This window comes from Sulfurospirillum diekertiae (assembly GCF_002309535.1).
In the GTDB taxonomy this organism is placed as follows: domain Bacteria; phylum Campylobacterota; class Campylobacteria; order Campylobacterales; family Sulfurospirillaceae; genus Sulfurospirillum; species Sulfurospirillum diekertiae.
Genome location: NZ_CP023275.1, coordinates 1,872,078 through 1,888,506 on the forward strand (window position 1 = coordinate 1,872,078; position 16,429 = coordinate 1,888,506).

General features: G+C 39.7%; 19 protein-coding genes. 11 read left to right on the forward strand and 8 right to left on the reverse strand.

What is annotated here, in order from left to right; translation table 11 throughout:
- The first annotated feature begins 3 nt into the window (after positions 1–3).
- The 3 genes from prpD to SJPD1_RS09615 all read left to right on the forward strand — a co-directional run bounded on the left by prpD (position 4) and on the right by SJPD1_RS09615 (position 2,554).
- Positions 4–1,458: a 2-methylcitrate dehydratase gene (gene prpD, locus SJPD1_RS09605; protein ID WP_096046970.1), complete on the forward strand. Its 1,455-nt coding sequence runs from the start codon at positions 4–6 to the stop codon at positions 1,456–1,458.
- A 99-nt stretch (positions 1,459–1,557) separates the two neighbouring features.
- Positions 1,558–2,040 carry a YajG family lipoprotein gene (locus SJPD1_RS09610; protein ID WP_096046971.1) on the forward strand — a complete coding sequence of 161 codons (483 nt, stop codon included), beginning with the start codon at positions 1,558–1,560 and terminating at the stop codon, positions 2,038–2,040.
- A 172-nt stretch (positions 2,041–2,212) separates the two neighbouring features.
- Complete coding sequence (locus tag SJPD1_RS09615) at positions 2,213–2,554, forward strand: zinc ribbon domain-containing protein YjdM (protein ID WP_096046972.1); 342 nt, start codon at positions 2,213–2,215, stop codon at positions 2,552–2,554.
- A 94-nt stretch (positions 2,555–2,648) separates the two neighbouring features.
- Here SJPD1_RS09615 and SJPD1_RS09620 read toward each other — a convergent pair whose 3' ends face one another.
- Genes SJPD1_RS09620 through SJPD1_RS09635 form a run of 5 tightly spaced genes read right to left on the reverse strand, consistent with a single transcriptional unit; the run spans position 2,649 to position 5,488 of the window.
- Positions 2,649–2,972 (reverse strand): branched-chain amino acid transporter permease, encoded by a 324-nt coding sequence (locus SJPD1_RS09620; protein WP_096046973.1) that lies wholly within the window; start codon positions 2,970–2,972, stop codon positions 2,649–2,651.
- Entirely contained in the window at positions 2,962–3,636 is a 675-nt protein-coding gene (locus SJPD1_RS09625) for an AzlC family ABC transporter permease (protein WP_096046974.1), read from the reverse strand. Before SJPD1_RS09625 ends, SJPD1_RS09620 begins: the two co-directional genes overlap by 11 nt.
- Before the next feature lie 57 nt (positions 3,637–3,693).
- The gene (locus tag SJPD1_RS14545; RefSeq protein ID WP_167749214.1) at positions 3,694–3,864 is read right to left on the reverse strand and encodes a hypothetical protein; all 171 of its coding nucleotides are present in this window, start codon (positions 3,862–3,864) and stop codon (positions 3,694–3,696) included.
- A 12-nt stretch (positions 3,865–3,876) separates the two neighbouring features.
- On the reverse strand, positions 3,877–4,665 hold the full coding sequence (flgG, locus tag SJPD1_RS09630; protein ID WP_096046975.1) for a flagellar basal-body rod protein FlgG: 789 nt from the start codon (positions 4,663–4,665) through the stop codon (positions 3,877–3,879).
- Positions 4,666–4,684: 19 nt separating this feature from the next.
- Positions 4,685–5,488 (reverse strand): flagellar hook-basal body protein, encoded by an 804-nt coding sequence (locus SJPD1_RS09635; protein WP_096046976.1) that lies wholly within the window; start codon positions 5,486–5,488, stop codon positions 4,685–4,687.
- Between the two features lie 173 nt (positions 5,489–5,661).
- Between SJPD1_RS09635 and rpoD the strand changes: the two genes are divergently transcribed.
- Together rpoD and SJPD1_RS09645 are read left to right on the forward strand one after the other, a co-directional pair.
- Entirely contained in the window at positions 5,662–7,518 is a 1,857-nt protein-coding gene (rpoD, locus tag SJPD1_RS09640; RefSeq protein WP_096046977.1) for an RNA polymerase sigma factor RpoD, read from the forward strand.
- A 3-nt stretch (positions 7,519–7,521) separates the two neighbouring features.
- Positions 7,522–8,208: a hypothetical protein gene (locus SJPD1_RS09645; RefSeq protein WP_096046978.1), complete on the forward strand. Its 687-nt coding sequence runs from the start codon at positions 7,522–7,524 to the stop codon at positions 8,206–8,208.
- A 50-nt stretch (positions 8,209–8,258) separates the two neighbouring features.
- Here the strand turns inward: SJPD1_RS09645 and SJPD1_RS09650 are convergent, their stop codons facing one another.
- The gene (locus SJPD1_RS09650; protein WP_226372185.1) at positions 8,259–8,633 is read right to left on the reverse strand and encodes a winged helix-turn-helix transcriptional regulator; all 375 of its coding nucleotides are present in this window, start codon (positions 8,631–8,633) and stop codon (positions 8,259–8,261) included.
- Positions 8,634–8,734: 101 nt separating this feature from the next.
- On the opposite strand from SJPD1_RS09650, the gene SJPD1_RS09655 reads away from it, so the two are divergent.
- The 6 genes from SJPD1_RS09655 (at position 8,735) to SJPD1_RS09680 (ending at position 13,439) form a co-directional block, all read left to right on the forward strand.
- A complete protein-coding gene (locus SJPD1_RS09655; protein WP_096046979.1) occupies positions 8,735–9,418 on the forward strand; it encodes a flavodoxin family protein in 684 nt (227 codons plus the stop codon).
- A gap of 130 nt (positions 9,419–9,548) precedes the next feature.
- A complete protein-coding gene (locus SJPD1_RS09660; RefSeq protein ID WP_096046980.1) occupies positions 9,549–10,112 on the forward strand; it encodes a DUF1007 family protein in 564 nt (187 codons plus the stop codon).
- Positions 10,109–10,879 (forward strand): nickel/cobalt transporter, encoded by a 771-nt coding sequence (locus SJPD1_RS09665; RefSeq protein ID WP_096046981.1) that lies wholly within the window; start codon positions 10,109–10,111, stop codon positions 10,877–10,879. The genes SJPD1_RS09660 and SJPD1_RS09665 overlap by 4 nt, the downstream gene beginning before the upstream one ends.
- A 44-nt stretch (positions 10,880–10,923) precedes the next feature.
- Positions 10,924–11,673 (forward strand): metal ABC transporter ATP-binding protein, encoded by a 750-nt coding sequence (locus SJPD1_RS09670; RefSeq protein WP_096046982.1) that lies wholly within the window; start codon positions 10,924–10,926, stop codon positions 11,671–11,673.
- Positions 11,674–11,681: 8 nt separating this feature from the next.
- Complete coding sequence (locus SJPD1_RS09675) at positions 11,682–12,482, forward strand: metal ABC transporter permease (RefSeq protein ID WP_096046983.1); 801 nt, start codon at positions 11,682–11,684, stop codon at positions 12,480–12,482.
- Between the two features lie 78 nt (positions 12,483–12,560).
- The gene (locus SJPD1_RS09680; RefSeq protein WP_096046984.1) at positions 12,561–13,439 is read left to right on the forward strand and encodes a metal ABC transporter substrate-binding protein; all 879 of its coding nucleotides are present in this window, start codon (positions 12,561–12,563) and stop codon (positions 13,437–13,439) included.
- An 89-nt stretch (positions 13,440–13,528) separates the two neighbouring features.
- Here the strand turns inward: SJPD1_RS09680 and SJPD1_RS09685 are convergent, their stop codons facing one another.
- Entirely contained in the window at positions 13,529–14,122 is a 594-nt protein-coding gene (locus SJPD1_RS09685; protein WP_245391469.1) for a SapC family protein, read from the reverse strand.
- 220 nt (positions 14,123–14,342) lie between these two features.
- The gene (gene acs, locus SJPD1_RS09690) at positions 14,343–16,289 is read right to left on the reverse strand and encodes an acetate--CoA ligase (protein ID WP_096046986.1); all 1,947 of its coding nucleotides are present in this window, start codon (positions 16,287–16,289) and stop codon (positions 14,343–14,345) included.
- Positions 16,290–16,429 lie beyond the last annotated feature (140 nt).

Genomic DNA, 16,429 nt, shown 5'->3' on the forward strand with positions numbered 1-16,429 from the left:
ATTATGAGTATAGATATGGGTATTTTAGATACCAAGCGACCCGAATTTGACCCACTTTTAACCGACATTGCACGTTACGCTTTTGAATTTAAGATCCAAAGTGAAGATGCGTATGAGACAGCACGTTACTGTTTAATGGATACCCTAGGATGCGGGCTTTTAGCACTTAAATTTCCGCAATGTACCAAACTTTTAGGGCCTGTCGTTCCAGGCGCTTCCATGCCCTATTTGGGGGCAAAAGTGCCGGGTACTTCCTACCAGCTCGACCCAGAGCGCGCCGCGTTCAATGTCGGTGCAATGGTGCGATGGCTTGATTTTAACGACACTTGGTTAGCCGCAGAATGGGGACATCCAAGCGATAACTTAGGCGCTATTTGGGCGGTGGGTGATTACATCAGCCGTCGCAATATCAGCGAGGGCAAAGCACCTCTAAAAGTCAAAGACATTTTGACCGCAATGATCAAAGCGCATGAAATTCAAGGTATTTTAGCGCTTGAAAACTGCTTCAATAAAGAAGGCATGGATCACGTACTTTTAGTCCGTGTGGCTTCCACAGCGGTTGCGGCGGCAATGCTCGGAGGCACATTGGAAGAGATCAGAAATGCGGTTTCGCATGCATGGATTGACGGTGGAGCACTTCGTTGTTACCGTCATGCGCCCAATACGGGTTCACGCAAATCATGGGCGGCAGGCGATGCTAGTAGTCGCGGTGTGAATCTAGCGCTTAAAGCACTGGCAGGGGAAATGGGTTATCCATCCGCTCTCAGTGCTAAATTTTGGGGTTATGAAGATGTCAAAATGGGAGGTAAGAAACTGACCATTCCACAACCGTTTGGCAGTTATGTAATGGAGCAAGTGTTGTTTAAAATCAGCTTCCCTGCCGAATTTCACGCACAAACAGCGGTTGAGTGTGCGGTAAAATTGCACAATGAAGTGAAAGACAAGCTGGATAAAATTGAAAGCATTGTCATTACGACTCAAGAGTCAGGGCATCGCATTATCAACAAAGTAGGACCTCTTGCTAACCCTGCCGATCGTGACCACTGCATTCAATACATGGTTGCCATTCCCTTGATCCACGGAACGTTAGTAGCAGAACATTATGAAGATACGTTTGCGAATGATCCTCGTGTTGATCAGCTTCGCAATAAAATGGAAGTGGTCGTCGATCCTCGCTACACCAAAGAGTACCTTGAGGCCGATAAACGCTCCATCGCCAATGCAGTGCAAATTTTCTACAAAGATGGCACACAAAGTGAAAAAGTCGAAGTTGAGTACCCTATTGGGCATAAACGAAGACGCGTCGAGGGCATTCCGCTTCTCATTTCAAAATTCAAGCACAATCTATCAGGAAGACTTAGTCCAAAACAGTGCGCGACGATAGAGCGTGCGTGTGCGGATCAAGCCAACCTAGAAGCCATGAATTTCAATGAATTGAGTGACCTCTTTGCGCTTTAAGCGCTAAAAGCCCTTTATTAAGGGCTTTATTCTTTATCTTTTTCGTTAACATTTCTAATGTACAATAGCATATCTCGTTTTTACATGTAAGGACTTTTTATGCGTACACTTATAACGACCATCCTTCTGTTTGCTACATTTTTGCTCAGTGGCTGTGCCCCCAAAGAGGTCAATTTAGCCACCATTAATCCTGTCTTTAAACCCATGCCAGATCAAATTATTGCCGTGTATAATCCAGACCAAGATACGATTATATTCCACGAATTTTCACTTAAAAATGCTATTTTAGTTGAACAAACATGGGGAAAAGTCTTGCCCTTTCGCGTTGAATTTATGGATTTGTGGGTAACAGGACTCGGACATGATCTTCGCCGCCTTACCAATGGTAATGCCGAAACGATCAAAGATGCCCTCATGTACAATGCAGGTTTGCAAGGAATGCAAACGTTACATGTAAACGAAAAAGATTATATTATCAATTATGAATTCGCACGCGATATGGTCACCGCCATTGATCGCTATGAAGAAAAGGTCAAACGCTATGAAAGAGACCGTGAGTTTCCCTTTCTTTTAAGGCGCTAGAGACTGTTTAGCTTTTTTTGAGGCGAGCTTTGGCATACTTATTTTAAAAGAGCTCTGCAAGAACTCTTTATATCACGGCTTTTAGGCAAAGCCTAAAAGCCTACGCTAAGCCGCTGTGGCGCTAAAGCTAGCCTCTTGCGAGGCAGAAAAATTCTAATAATGAAGCGAGAATATTATGCAACTACCTGCCTGCCCTAAATGTAACTGTGAATATACCTACGAAGATGGCGAGATGATCATCTGCCCTGAGTGTGCCCATGAGTGGTCTAAAAATGGCGCTTCAAGTGAAGAGAGTGTCAATGTCATTAAAGATGCACATGGTACTATTTTAGCGGATGGTGACACCGTTGTGGTCATTAAAGACTTGAAACTCAAAGGCTCATCTGCCGTCATCAAAGGTGGCACCAAAGTGAAAAATATCCGTTTAAATTTCGAGAGCGACCACAATCTTGACTGTAAAGTCGATGGTATTGGCGCAATGGGACTTAAATCGGAATTTGTCAAAAAAGCTTAACAAATATCTATTCAGGATGGATTTTAAAGGATTTCAAGGAGGATTCGCGAAGGTTTAGCTATTCTAAATCGAGCGAGTCTAACGATGAAAGCGTTTAAAAGACATTCTGAATAAGAACCATATACGTCAGTGTTGCGATAAAAATGCTTAACAGTGCGTTTTTAAACTTTACATGTAAAGCGATCGCAACACACACACCAATGATTTCTGCCAAACCATATGGGTAACTTTCCCACTTCACATCTTTAAGCGCGTAAAACACTAAAATCACCATAATCATGAGCGGCATATTGAGTTCGATATACTTAATGAGTGGCGAAGGCTCACGTGTACGGAAAAGTAAGAAAGGAATGATGCGGGTTGCATACGTCGCAAGGGCTGCTATGATGATGCTTCCGATGATGTAACTACTTTCCATTTTCCATACTCCTCTTAAAAACAATCAATACAAACGCAGCGGCACAAAGCGATAAAATAAGCATCTTTTGCGGCGGAAATAAAATCATGCCAAACAACCCAATAATAAGGGCGACAAAGAAAGGCTTATGCAATCTATTTTTTTTGTATAGCTCAATGGAAAGTACCACAAACAGTGCTGTCAATGAAAACTCAATGCCTTTGTAATTAAACGGCACAATATTACCAAGCACAGCACCTACAACACTACCAATGATCCAATAGCATTGGTTTAAAAAAGTAATCCAAAGATACGCACGTTCGCGATTTTCTTCAGGAACTTCACTGGTTTTCAACAGTGCAAACGTCTCATCCGTGAGTCCAAAAATGAGGTAATGTTTTTTCCATGAAAACGCTTTAAAAGTTGAAATCATCGAAAGCCCATAAAAGGTATGGCGAAGGTTCAGCAAAAAGGTCGCAATACCAATTTCTAAAATGGTCGCTTGTGAAGCAAAAAGTGTGAGGGCTAAAAACTGACCCGAACCTGCAAAGATAAAAACGCTCATAAAAAAAGCATAATACCACGGAATCAAAAGTTTAGACAGTAAGAGTCCAAATGCCATTCCAAGAGGAATGTAGCCCATCATAACAGGAATGGTGAGTTTAAAAATTGCTAAAAAATTCATTCATTTTCTTTTACATGTAAAGTATTCTGCCTCAAAAGAGGCAGAGCCATCAATAGACTATTTTTTGATGTAGCGATCCAAATATTTTTGTGTTGCGTTGCTATCACTGGCTTTTTGATGCAACTCTTTTTTAGAAGCTGTATCATTGGGTTTAACATCACTAAAATAGATCTGATCGATCGCAACAACCAGTGCGACCAAGATCAGAATGGGGAGCAAGAAAAGCATAATGACCTCAAATCACGTTTTGAGAGCATTAACGGTTTGCAGCATTTGATCACTCGTCGTAATCGCTTTGGAATTCGCTTCATACGCACGTTGACCCGTAATAAGATCGGTCATCTCTTCTACTAACTGAACGTTACTCATCTCAACAAAATTTTGTCTGGTTTGACCAAGACCATTTAAGCCAGGATTGCTCACAATAGGATCGCCTGAAGCATTGGTGTTGATGTAATTGTTATCCCCTAAAGCATGAAGACCCGCGGGATTAATGAAGTTAGCAAGCTCAATTTGACCAATTTGTTGCGTTGCGGTTTGTCCTGCTTGAAGCACAGAAACCATACCGTCAACGCCAATAGTAATCTGCGTTGCATCGGCAGGAATAACCAGTTGTGGAATCATTTGATACCCATCGCTGTTGATGACATTGCCATCGGCATCGAGTTTAAACGAACCATTACGGGTATAGCCTGTTGTTCCATCGGGGAGCAAAATTTGGAAAAAGCCATTTCCCGTAATTGCCATATCTAATGAATTGCCGGTCTCTTTAAAGTTACCTTGCGTAAACATCTTTGCAATCGCCGTAGGACGCACACCCAGTCCCACTTCAATACCCGTTGGAGAAACCGTTGTGCCACTGGTTGAAGTTCCAGCATACGTCATGGTTTGGTACATCAAATCCGCAAACTCGGCACGTTGCTTTTTATAACCAATCGTATTAACGTTTGAAATATTGTTTGAAGTAGTATCGATCTGTGTTTGTTGAGCGATCATACCCGTAGCGGCTGTATAAAGTGATCTGATCATGCGTTATTCCTTACCTAATTTATGCTTTTGTTGATGCAAGTTTAGAAATTGCTTCGGTGTTGAGATCGTTCATATGTGATTTCATCACTTTTTGATACATATCGACAAGCCTATTGGTTTCAATCAAACCTACCATCTCACTGACAGGATTAATATTACTGGTTTCCAAAAAGCCTTGTGTTACTAAATTACCCTCTCCAAGTTGTGTTAATTCATCAGTGCTTTTAAATTTGTAGAGGTTATTACCCTCTTTGAGCAATGATTTAACATCATCACTTTGAACAATGTACAAACTTCCCAACTGATCTTCACGATTATAAACGCCACCACTCTGATCAACACGAAGTTCACCGTCTTCTGGAATGGTAATGTACTGTTTGTTTTGGAAATACGTCGAAGGCAAAACAGGATAACCCTCTTTGGTGGTTAAGACACCATCATTATTGATAGAAAAAGAGCCATTTTGCGTTAAGCGAATGCCATTGGGAGTTTCAACCATAAAAAAAGCATCTTCCCGTTTAAGTGCAAAATCCAAAGGATTGCCTGTATTTTTAACACCACCTTGATCGTATTTCGTATACTGCTCAACGATCTGTGGAACTCTGACAACAGAAGCATTCATAAATTTACTTGCTTCTTTCGTATTGTCCTTAAGTGGCATCTCATCTTTATATTCTTGAAAAATTCTTTTAAAATCACCTACAACCACATCATCACGTTTATACGCTGTGGTATTTAAGTTGGCAAGGTTATTAGAGATGACATCCAGCCTATTAAACTGAGTAACCATTGCTCCGGTAACGCCATAGTAGCTATTTTGCATCGTTTTTCCCACTAGTATTTAGAATCATGCACTACTTAAGCAACTCCCGTTCCATTTTGAAAAAATTACCCTTTTAATACTATTTAAAAAAAAACTCGGTATAATCCACATCTTTTATTAAGAAATTTAGAAATTCCTACCTCCACACACCTTACTCAAGGAGAGTTACACTTATGGCTTCAAAAGAACTCTATACCGCATTAGAAGAACTTTTTGCAGAAAATGAAAAAGCACATGTTACTTACGAAAATGTTATGGACCTTTTTGTAAAACCTCCAACACCTGCAAATGTCAAAAAGTTGATGAGTCTTTTAGAAAAATACAAAGTTACCTTAATTTCTTCTGCTGAAATTGCCAAAATGCGCAACAAAGAAGAAGCACGAAAAAGAGAAGAAGAGCGTCAAAAACTCCAAGATGAAGCCCTAGAAGAAGAGTTTGACCTTGCCAGCGAAAAAGAACTTTTAGAGTGGTCACGCAGTGATAGTCCTGTGAGAATGTACCTTCGCGAAATGGGACAAATCTCACTTTTAACCAAAGATGAAGAGATCGACATCAGCAAAAAAATTGAATTTGGTGAAGATATCATCATCGATGCATTCTGCTCCGTTCCTTACCTTATCGACTTTATTTTAGACTATAAAGAAGCGCTGATTAACCGCGAACGCCGGGTCAAAGAGCTTTTCAAAACTTTTGAAGACGACACGGATGATGATAGCGAAGAAGATGAATTTGACGATGAAGAAGGTGAAGAAGGCGAAGAGAAAAAGACCTTCTCTAAAAAAGACAACACACGAACTGAAAAAGTTATTGAGAGCTTCAAATCGTTAGAAAAAGCGAAAAAAGATTGGCTCAAAAGTCTTACCAGACCACCGGAAGAAAACCTTGAAGATCCTGAAGAGATGATGAACTACGATCTAGGACTTGCGTATAAAAAGAAACTTCTTAAAGATGCACTTATGGATCTAGGACCTACAAGTAAGTTGATTAATGAGCTTGTCAAATCTATGGAAACAGCGCTTAAAAGTGACTTTGAATTCGATAAAGAGCTTAAACGTTTAGAGTATCGTTTACCTCTTTTTAACGAGACATTGAGAGAAAATCACGTCAAACTACTTGTGAATATTGTTGATCTTAACAAAGAAGACATTACGACGATGGTTCCTGAAGCCACGATGGTTTCGACCTACATGGAGATCAAAAAACTGTTCCAAACCAAGGAAGCGAGTAAACAAGGCTTTGATCTTGATCCTGAAAAACTTAAAGAGGTTTTAGAACAGATCAAACGGGGTAAAAAAATTGCTGACGAGTCTAAAACACGTATGGCAAAAAGTAACCTTCGTCTGGTTGTTTCTATCGCAAAACGTTATACAAACCGTGGTTTACCATTCTTGGATCTCATTCAAGAGGGCAACATTGGTTTGATGAAAGCCGTTGATAAATTTGAGTACAAAAAAGGATACAAATTTTCAACCTATGCGACATGGTGGATTCGTCAAGCGATTTCACGTGCCATTGCCGATCAAGCCCGTACCATTCGTATTCCAATCCACATGATCGAGACGATCAACCGTATCAACAAAATCATTCGTAAACACCTTCAAGAAGAAGGTAAAGAGCCTGACATCGAAACGATTGCATTGGAAGTGGGCTTGAGTGCCGATAAAGTCAAAAACGTCATCAAAATCACTAAAGAGCCTATTTCGTTGGAAGCGCCTATTGGTAATGAAGATGATGGTAAATTTGGCGATTTTGTTGAAGATAAAACTTCTATTGCACCGATTGATTACATTCTAAAATCCGATCTTAAAGATCAAATTGATGAAGTACTTGATCAACTCAATGATCGTGAAAAAGCCGTCATTCGTATGCGTTTTGGTTTGATGCACGATGAAAGCGATCGAACGCTTGAAGAGATCGGTAAAGAGCTTAACGTTACACGAGAGCGTGTTCGTCAAATCGAAAGCTCTGCGATTAAAAAACTAAAACATCCAAAAGTTGGACGAAAACTTAAAAACTATATTGAGAGCTAAGCAATGAGTAGTTTTGCAGAAGCGTGGATTGAACATGATTACAATCCTTTTATTGTTTTTGACAACACGGGTAAGATTGTTTCCCTCAACCAAGAAGCACAATACCTTCTTGGTGAGGTGAACCATAAAAAAATCTTTGACATTGCCCAAACCTATGCGAGTATGACCTATGGGTTTAAAACAACCATTGTAGACATCTCGTTTAGTTCGTACAAATTCTATGCCATTACGGTGGGGTATGATGATGAAACATCTATTGGTATTAAGCTTTACAAGAGCGCTACAAAGAAATTTGCTAACGTTGAAGAATATGGCGAAAGTGTCAACATCTACGCACTTTTAGATCTTTGCATTAGTGCTTCTTCTACCAACGCTAATATCAAGTTCAAAAAAGAGTTTGACCCGACGTTTCCAGATGTTCGCCTCAAAGTCGAAGACTTTATGAAACTACTGACTAAAGTTTACCAATCACACCTCAATGCACCTATTATCACCACGCGCTTAGCGCTGATTACAGGTGAATATATTCGCTTTAATACTAAAAAGTACCCTATTTTTTCAATCTCCATCAAAGGCGAAAGCAGAGATAGAAACTACGAAAAGAGTATTGAAGAAATTGGTATTAAAAGTAACTGTACGATTCATTTTGAACAAGACGAAACACTGATCCACGCGGCATTAGTCTCCTAAAAAATCTTTACATGTAAAGTTTAAAATCTTTACATGTAAGATTTACTTCTTTACGCATTCATACACGATCCATCATCAAATACTTCGCTCTCTACCCTATGCTCCTTCCCCCATTCGTACATCAAACTCAGGATAGGAATGACCGATTCTCCCTCTTTGGTGAGCGAATATTCTACCTTTGGTGGAACTTCATTGTACTGTTCTCTGTGAATAATATTGTTGCTCTCCAGCTCTTTAAGTTGTTGACTTAATGTCTTATGCGCAATCGGTTTAAGTAACTCTCTGAGCCTATTGTATCTTATGACACCTGCTCTACTAATTTCCCACAAGATAATCCACTTCCATTTTCCCTCAAGAATCGACATCGTATAATACATTGGACATTTTTCGTATTTATCCGTGAAATTTTGCACTGTTTTCTCCATTACTTCCCTTTTAGTTAGTATATAACTAAAAAGTTCATTCTATACTTAAGTTATATATTACTCTATACTTCCATTTGTCAAATGATTGAGAAGGAAAAGATATGAAAATTGTAGCCATCAATGGAAGTCCTCGTAAAAATGCCAACACAGCAACCTTGCTGAAGCATGCCCTCAAAGGTGCAGAAAAACAGGGTGCTCAAACAGAGCTCGTACATCTTTACGATTTGAATTACAAAGGATGCGTGAGCTGTTTTGCATGTAAGCTCATAGGTGGAAAATCGTATGGAAAATGTGCCCATAAAGATGAACTCAAACCGCTTTTAGAAAAGCTACGAGACGTAGATGCCATTCTTTTAGGTTCACCCATTTATTTTGGAAACATCACTGGAATGATGCGCTCTTTCATCGAACGCTTAGCATTTCAATATACCCTTTACGATGCCAATTACTCCTCATTATTTCCCAGAAAAATACCCATAGGATTGATGTATACAATGAATTTAGATGAAAAACGCATGCGAGAATGGGGTTATGTTGAAGCACTTCAAGGTCTTGAAAAAAGACTTGGCAGTATATTTGGCTCTTCTGAAGCACTTTATGTCACCGATACCTACCAGTTTAAAGACTATTCTAAATACGAAGTAACCGCTTTTAGTGAGGAACTTAAAGCAAAAAGACGGAAAGAAGTGTTCCCACAAGATTGCGAAAAAGCGTTTGATATGGGAGAGAGATTTGTCACCAATGGTGTTTCATCTACTTTTTGCAGTGAGCATGCTCCGCATTAACAGGAAATTTACGTTTACATGTAAAGTTATTTGGCTTTACATGTAAACAAAAACAAATTAAAAAAATTTACGTACGACTTAGTTGCATAATGATAAACTACCCATCATAAAAATTATAGGTAGACACTTTATGCTCAAAACTCTATTTATCTTACTTCTTTCGTTCAATTTTGCCTATTCTTGCGCTCTGTGCGGTAATGGTAAAGCCTCTTTTGTCACGGTAGCCATGAACGCGTATTTTGCAGAGGATAAAATCGAAAAAATACATACGCAGTGGAAATTTGATTCAGGTACATCCAAAGACTTTAAACAATTGTACTCAGAAAAAATCCTCGCATCTGATAAAAAGAGAATGTATGATGGACTCGAAAATTTCCAAGTACCCTACTTCATGACTTCTATTATCATTAATGGAAAAAATATCTCTTTTAAAGCTGAAAATTTTGACTTATCCTTTGATCACAATATCGTCACTATAGAATTTGATATACCCCTCAATTACAACCTAAATGATAAAAACAGTGTCGAAATTATCTTTGTAGATTCAACCAAAGCGATCGTGTTTCTAGAAAATCTTGACAATCTTGACATTAACAATTCAACGAATTACACCATTAAAAAGCTCAATGGCTTCAAAGTGATCAAAGAGCTCGTCGCAACCGTCAATTATATTAAACTAGAGATTTCTAAATGAATACCAACTATACAGCTGAAATGGCGCTACTGTTAAAAAATTTAGCGATTCAGCTAGGAACGTTGTTGGAAAACATTAAAAACGAGCACAGTGTATTGTCCATTATTTCTCTTTTAACGCTTTCTTTTATGTATGGCTTAGTGCATGCAGCAGGACCAGGGCATGGCAAAACACTGGTGGCATCTTACTTTACCTCTAATGACAAAAATTATAAAAAAGCTTTGAGCTTGTCATTTATGATTGCAACCGTGCATACCTTTTCAGCGCTGATTCTAACGTACGTTTTGTATTATCTGTTTCAAAATATTTTTTCAGTCGCTATCCTTAACATTGCCGACATTGCAACGAAGATTTCAGGTGCTCTCATCATCAGTATTGGTGTGTATTTGTTGTATGGGAAATACAGACATTACAAAAGCACAAAAACGCTGCAATGGAGCACTCAAAAAATAGCTTCATGCAATTGTGCAAGTTGCAAAACGCAAAACTCAACCGATGTGGCTTTGGTCTTAGCCGCTGGACTCATACCCTGCCCAGGTACAATCACGGTATTTTTATTTTCCATCTCACTGGGGCTGTACTGGATAGGCTTTTTAAGCGCTGTCGTGATGAGCCTTGGCATGAGCTCAATTATTGCAATAACTGCTTTAGCGAGTGTTAAAATTCGTAATAGCTCAAAAAATAGGTATTCTAAACTCTTGAAATATCTCGATTTTGGGGCGACGTTCATTATTATTATCTTAGGACTTATCCTCATTTTAAATTAGAAGTCAGGAACATATGCAATTATTAAAATTAAAAAAGGTACAACGTGGTATTAAAAAACTTTAAAGACAATGTCATTGAAGCAAAAAATTTAAACTTTAAAACCATTATTCAAAATGTGACATTTGACATTAGACGAGGCGATTATGCGGCGATTATTGGGCCCAATGGCGGGGGGAAAAGTACGCTGGTTAAACTTCTGCTTGGGCTTATTCCCTACGACACTGGGACGATTAAACTCTTTGGAAAAACACCCACGTTGAGTGCTTTGAGAAAGATAGGCTATGTTTCGCAAGGCATCTCAAAGTTGGATGAAAATTTTCCCATCAGCGTTCACGAAGTCGTCAAACTCGGACTCATCGCCAATAAATCTCTGTTTGCAAGCATCAATCGAAGCGATTTGGAGATCATTGATCGTGCTTTAAGGAAGATGAATATCGAAGATTTGAAAGACGCCAAAATCAGCGAACTCTCAGGCGGACAGCGCCAACGCGTGATGATCGCCAAAGCGCTAGTGAATAACCCACAAATCCTCATTCTCGATGAGCCCAATACAGGCGTTGACAAGCAATCCCAAATCAATTTTTACGCCCTTTTAAAAGATTTAAATGTCAAAGAGAACATTACAATTCTTTTTATTACCCATGATTTAGGTGTTATTGTCGATGATATCAACAAAGTTTTGTGCATTAACCAAACACTTTTAGCCTGCCACGATCCGCGCCAAATCTATCATTCAGAACAGTTAAATCAGCTCTATGGCGTTGATGCGCACATGGTTTGCCACCATCATTAAGGATTGATATGGAAATTTTTCAATACACATTTATGCTCAAAGCCTTTTTAGCAGGCACATTAATCGCCGCCATCGCCTCTTCTCTTGGCATGTTTGTGGTCGTCAAACGCTTTTCAATGCTCTCAGACGCGCTTGCACATATTTCACTCCTTGGCGTGGCAATTGGCTTTCTCACCTCCATTGCACCCAATTACAGCTCTATTGCATTTACCCTTTTAGCGTCATGGGTGATTGAGTATTTAAGACAAAACAATAAACTCTACTCCGATTCGATCCTCTCTATCTTTTTATCGGGATCTTTGGCGCTTGCCATCATCATCGTATCGGCTTCTGCATCGTTTAACACCTCTTTGTTTGACTACCTTTTTGGCTCAATCGTTGCGATTGATGACACGGATATTATGATTATTGTGCTTTTAGGATTGATCTGTACCGTGACGTTGTATGCCAATTTCCAACGCTTTTTATACATCGCATTTGATGAAGAGAGTGCGAAAGCTTCGGGCATTAACACCAAACTCTTAAACTACCTGCTCATTTCCTTGGTTTCGGTGGTCATTAGTGTTTCGATTAAAATCGTGGGGGCACTTTTGATTGGCGCGATGATGATTATACCTGCCATCATTGCCATGCAGTTTAGTCAAAATTTTAAAAGCTCTGTGGTTTATGCGATCATCATATCAATAGTTTCCGTCATTTTGGGTCTGTTTATCTCCTACTATGCGTCCTTGCCTAGTGGCGCGACCATTGTTGTTTTGCTCTTGTTCTTTTTTATGATTTCGCTTGTATTCAAGAGGAAACAGTATTAATTTTTTTAGAGTGACTCTTTTATATGCAACTCAGTTGCATAATGTTATGCTTTCGGTATTAAAAAGAAGGAGTCACCTATGTTCAAAAATTTTGCATTAGCAGCAGCCCTCAGTTCGATCATGTTTGCAGATGTATCGGTCACCACAACCATATTTCCACTCTACGACGTTGTCAAAACGATTGGAGGCGATAAGGTCAAACTTACTAATCTTGTTCCTTTTGGCGTTGAAGCGCATGAATTTGAGCCTAAAGCCAAAGACATTGCTGCTCTTTCAAAGAGCGATTTTTTCATCATCAGTAGTCCCGTGTTTGAGACATGGAGCACCAAGATTATCAGCTCTTTAAAAATTCAAGATAAAACGATTGATATGAGCCAAAAAGTCAAACTTATTGAGATGAAGCATTCTGAAAATGAGCATGAACACAAAGGCAGTTACGATCCACACTACTGGTTGAGCATCAATAATTACATGAATGTTGCCAAAGAAGTAGCAACCCTGCTGAGCACCAAAGACCCTGAAAATGCCAAATTGTATGAAGCCAATTTAGCGACGTATCTTGCAAAGCTGGAAGCATTAAAAACGGATTATGAAGTGCTTAAAAGTTGCAAAAACAAAAAAGTCATTGTCAACCATGACGCTTTTGAGTATTTAGCACATGAGTATGGCATCTCCCAATACTCCATCACAGGCATGACGCCCGAGACCAAACCGTCTCCCAAACAGATTGCACAGTTAATTGATTTGACCAAAAAAGAGAAGATTACCACCGTCTTTTTTGAAGAATTTGCCAGCGATAAAGTTGCAAAATCTATCGCTAAAGAGGCCAATGTTAAAACAGATGCACTCAGGCCCGTTGAAAATATCACCGTGGCTGAGAGCAAAAAAGGGATTGGCTATATTGACATCATGAAAGACAACCTCATCAAATTACACGATGCCATGGATTGCCAATAATCGCCCATTCAATAGATCTAAAAGTTCAAGGTATATGTTAGAAAATCTTTACATGTAAAGTTATTTGGCTTTACATGTAAAGTTCTCTACTACAATCCCAAGCGTCTAATATTGCTGAGTGAAATAAGATGGGCTGTGATGAAAGGGGTCGCTCCTTTTTTGCACATGTCAAGATGTTTCTTCTCACTGAGATGGCTAAGTTTTTCTTCATTAACCGTAAAGAAACCATTGATCGTATGGGTTTTGCCCTCTTCATCGAGAAGATTGGCACTTTGTTCGACTAATAGTCCCCATGATTCTAACTCTTTAATCAAAGCGCTACATGCTTGTAATTCGCCTTGAAAGCGAACGAGAAAGTCCAATGTATTCTTCGTCAAGTCCGTTGGTGTTTTATCTTCTTTAAAGAGCGCACGTTCTTTGTTGGATTCATTTAACGCTTCCAACGCTTCCTCTTCAATGCCTAAAGAAAAGCCTTTTTTATCTTCATTTTGAACCAAAATAAAGGGATAGCGTCTCAAGAAAGCGGGAAGGTATTTGCCTCTTTTAAAGCGACGATTTTCATCCAAGTAGACATTTTTATCGTTAAAGCCAAGAAGTGCAATCGCAAGCCAGTCTCCTTCTTGATTTTTAGTAAACAAAATCGGATAATCTTTACATGCTTCGTAAACTTCTCCAATGCCCAAAGGTACGCTTATCATCGTTTCTAAGTTGGGGTAACTGACTGCGTCATTGACGGCTTTAGTTTGATCTTGTGGTTAGTTGATAATATGCATTGCCATAGTGTTATGTTCCTCTAATGGATAGTAATATGGCGCGTATCATAACATTTTAAGGACAAATTTTCACTTTGATGTGTTGTGAGGAAAAAGCGGTTACACGTTTACATGTAACCGCTTTGGAGTACTAAAATTCGATGAGATTTTGTATTTTTTCAACGATGCTTGGATCTTCAAGCGTTGAAATATCTTGGGTAATCGGCTCTTTTTTCGCAATGGAGCGTAAAATTCTTCTCATAATCTTACCGCTTCTTGTTTTTGGAAGCCCCGGAACGAAGCGAATCGCATCAAGCTTAGCGATATTACCGATCTCTTTCACGATGAGTTTGTTTAACTCTTGGATCATGTAAACCTCTTCACTCATGCTATCGGCACCTTTGATGACGATGTATGCAAAAATACCCTCACCTTTGATAGGATCAGGTCTTCCTACAACAGCAACCTCTGCTACGTTTTCATGGTTACCAAGAACTGCTTCAATCTCTGCTGTTCCAATTCTATGACCTGAAACGTTAATAACATCATCGGTACGCCCTGTAATGATGATATAGCCATCATCATCGTACATCGCTCCATCGCCAGAGAAATAAACAGGCTTACCATCTTTTTTACAATCCCCAAAATAGGACTTAACATAACGCTCAGGATCACCCCAAATGTTACGAATCATCGATGGCCAAGGTTTTGTGATACACAAGAATCCTTTTTCACCTTTTGGTGTTGGATTGCCATGCTCATCCATAATTTCTGCTTTAATCCCAGGAAGTGGGAATGTCGCAGAACCTGGTTTTATCGGCGTAGCACCAGGAAGTGGTGTAATCATATGCCCACCCGTTTCTGTTTGCCACCATGTATCGACAATCGGACAGTTTCCGCCACCGATTTGCTCATAGTACCACATCCACGCATCAGGATTGATCGGCTCACCCACCGTTCCAAGCACTTTAAGAGAGCTTAAATCATAACGAGATGGCGCGTCAGCACCCTCTTTGTGTAATAAACGAATCGCTGTGGGAGCAGTATAGAACTGATTGACACGATGTTCTTCGATCATGCCCCACCATCTACCCACATCTGGGAATGTAGGAACACCCTCATACATAATGGTCGTTGCACCCATCGCCAAAGGTCCATAAACAATGTACGTATGTCCTGTAATCCAGCCAACATCCGCTGTACACCAAAACGTATCGTTTTCTTTGACATCAAAGACATGTTCCATCGTGTACTGCGCCCAAAGAATATACCCTGCACTACTGTGTTGAACGCCCTTTGGTTTGCCTGTACTGCCTGAAGTGTACAGCAAGAAAAGTGGGTCTTCAGAGTCCATCCACTCAGGTTCACAGTACTGAGACTCGTTCATGATGATCTCATTGTAAACATAGTCACGCCCTGGAACGTACTCAATGTCTTCAAAGTTTCGCTGAACGATCAACACTTTTTCACAACACTCACAGCCAACACTGAGCGCTTCATCCACAACGGGCTTCAACATGTAAGGCTTACCACGACGAAATGCACCATCAGCAGTAATCACCAATTTTGCTTCCGCATCTTGAACACGATCACGTAGTGCTTCAGCCGAAAAACCGCCAAAAACAACCGAATGAATCGCACCAATTTTCGCACACGCTAACATCGCAAATGCCGCTTCAGGGATCATTGGCATATAAAGCACAACACGATCACCCTTTTTAATGCCAAATTGATTGCGCATCAAATTGGCGAGACGATTGACACGGTAAAAAAGTTGAAGATAGGTAATAATGCGGCGTTTGCCGTCCTCACCTTCCCAAATGATCGCTGCTTTGTTTTTACGACTCTTGAGATGACGTCCTAGGCATTGATGCGTAACGTTTAATTTGCCACCTTCGAACCATTTGTAGAACGGAGCATTATCTTCATTTAATACTCTGTCATAAGGCTTAAACCACTCAATTTTTTCACGTGCTAGCTTATCCCAGTATCCTTCAAAATCCTCATCCGCTTGGATACAAAGCTCTTTGTACTCACACATGTTCTTAATTCTGGCTTCTTTGCTTAAAGCTCTACTTGGTTCGAAAAGTTGTGACATGGTTACGATCCTTTTTCATATAATTATTTTATAACGTCTCTTGGGCGAAGCCCAAAAGCCTACGTTGCACTATGCACTAAAGCTTGCCTCTAATGAGGCAGAGATTTAGTTACATTACGGCTTCTTTTAAAAAAAGCCGT

Bases quoted from the DNA above. Each gene is read 5' to 3' on its own strand.
- acs (WP_096046986.1), bottom strand. From the start codon at position 16,289: ATGTCACAACTTTTCGAACCAAGTAGAGCTTTAAGCAAAGAAGCCAGA.
- SJPD1_RS09655 (WP_096046979.1), top strand. From the start codon at position 8,735: ATGAAAATTGTAGCCATCAATGGAAGTCCTCGTAAAAATGCCAACACA.
- SJPD1_RS09660 (WP_096046980.1), top strand. From the start codon at position 9,549: ATGCTCAAAACTCTATTTATCTTACTTCTTTCGTTCAATTTTGCCTAT.
- prpD (WP_096046970.1), top strand. From the start codon at position 4: ATGAGTATAGATATGGGTATTTTAGATACCAAGCGACCCGAATTTGAC.
- SJPD1_RS09610 (WP_096046971.1), top strand. From the start codon at position 1,558: ATGCGTACACTTATAACGACCATCCTTCTGTTTGCTACATTTTTGCTC.
- SJPD1_RS09665 (WP_096046981.1), top strand. From the start codon at position 10,109: ATGAATACCAACTATACAGCTGAAATGGCGCTACTGTTAAAAAATTTA.
- SJPD1_RS09635 (WP_096046976.1), bottom strand. From the start codon at position 5,488: ATGCAAAATAGCTACTATGGCGTTACCGGAGCAATGGTTACTCAGTTT.
- SJPD1_RS09625 (WP_096046974.1), bottom strand. From the start codon at position 3,636: ATGAATTTTTTAGCAATTTTTAAACTCACCATTCCTGTTATGATGGGC.
- SJPD1_RS14545 (WP_167749214.1), bottom strand. From the start codon at position 3,864: ATGCTTTTCTTGCTCCCCATTCTGATCTTGGTCGCACTGGTTGTTGCG.
- SJPD1_RS09645 (WP_096046978.1), top strand. From the start codon at position 7,522: ATGAGTAGTTTTGCAGAAGCGTGGATTGAACATGATTACAATCCTTTT.
- SJPD1_RS09620 (WP_096046973.1), bottom strand. From the start codon at position 2,972: ATGGAAAGTAGTTACATCATCGGAAGCATCATCATAGCAGCCCTTGCG.
- SJPD1_RS09650 (WP_226372185.1), bottom strand. From the start codon at position 8,633: ATGGAGAAAACAGTGCAAAATTTCACGGATAAATACGAAAAATGTCCA.
- flgG (WP_096046975.1), bottom strand. From the start codon at position 4,665: ATGATCAGATCACTTTATACAGCCGCTACGGGTATGATCGCTCAACAA.
- rpoD (WP_096046977.1), top strand. From the start codon at position 5,662: ATGGCTTCAAAAGAACTCTATACCGCATTAGAAGAACTTTTTGCAGAA.
- SJPD1_RS09675 (WP_096046983.1), top strand. From the start codon at position 11,682: ATGGAAATTTTTCAATACACATTTATGCTCAAAGCCTTTTTAGCAGGC.
- SJPD1_RS09680 (WP_096046984.1), top strand. From the start codon at position 12,561: ATGTTCAAAAATTTTGCATTAGCAGCAGCCCTCAGTTCGATCATGTTT.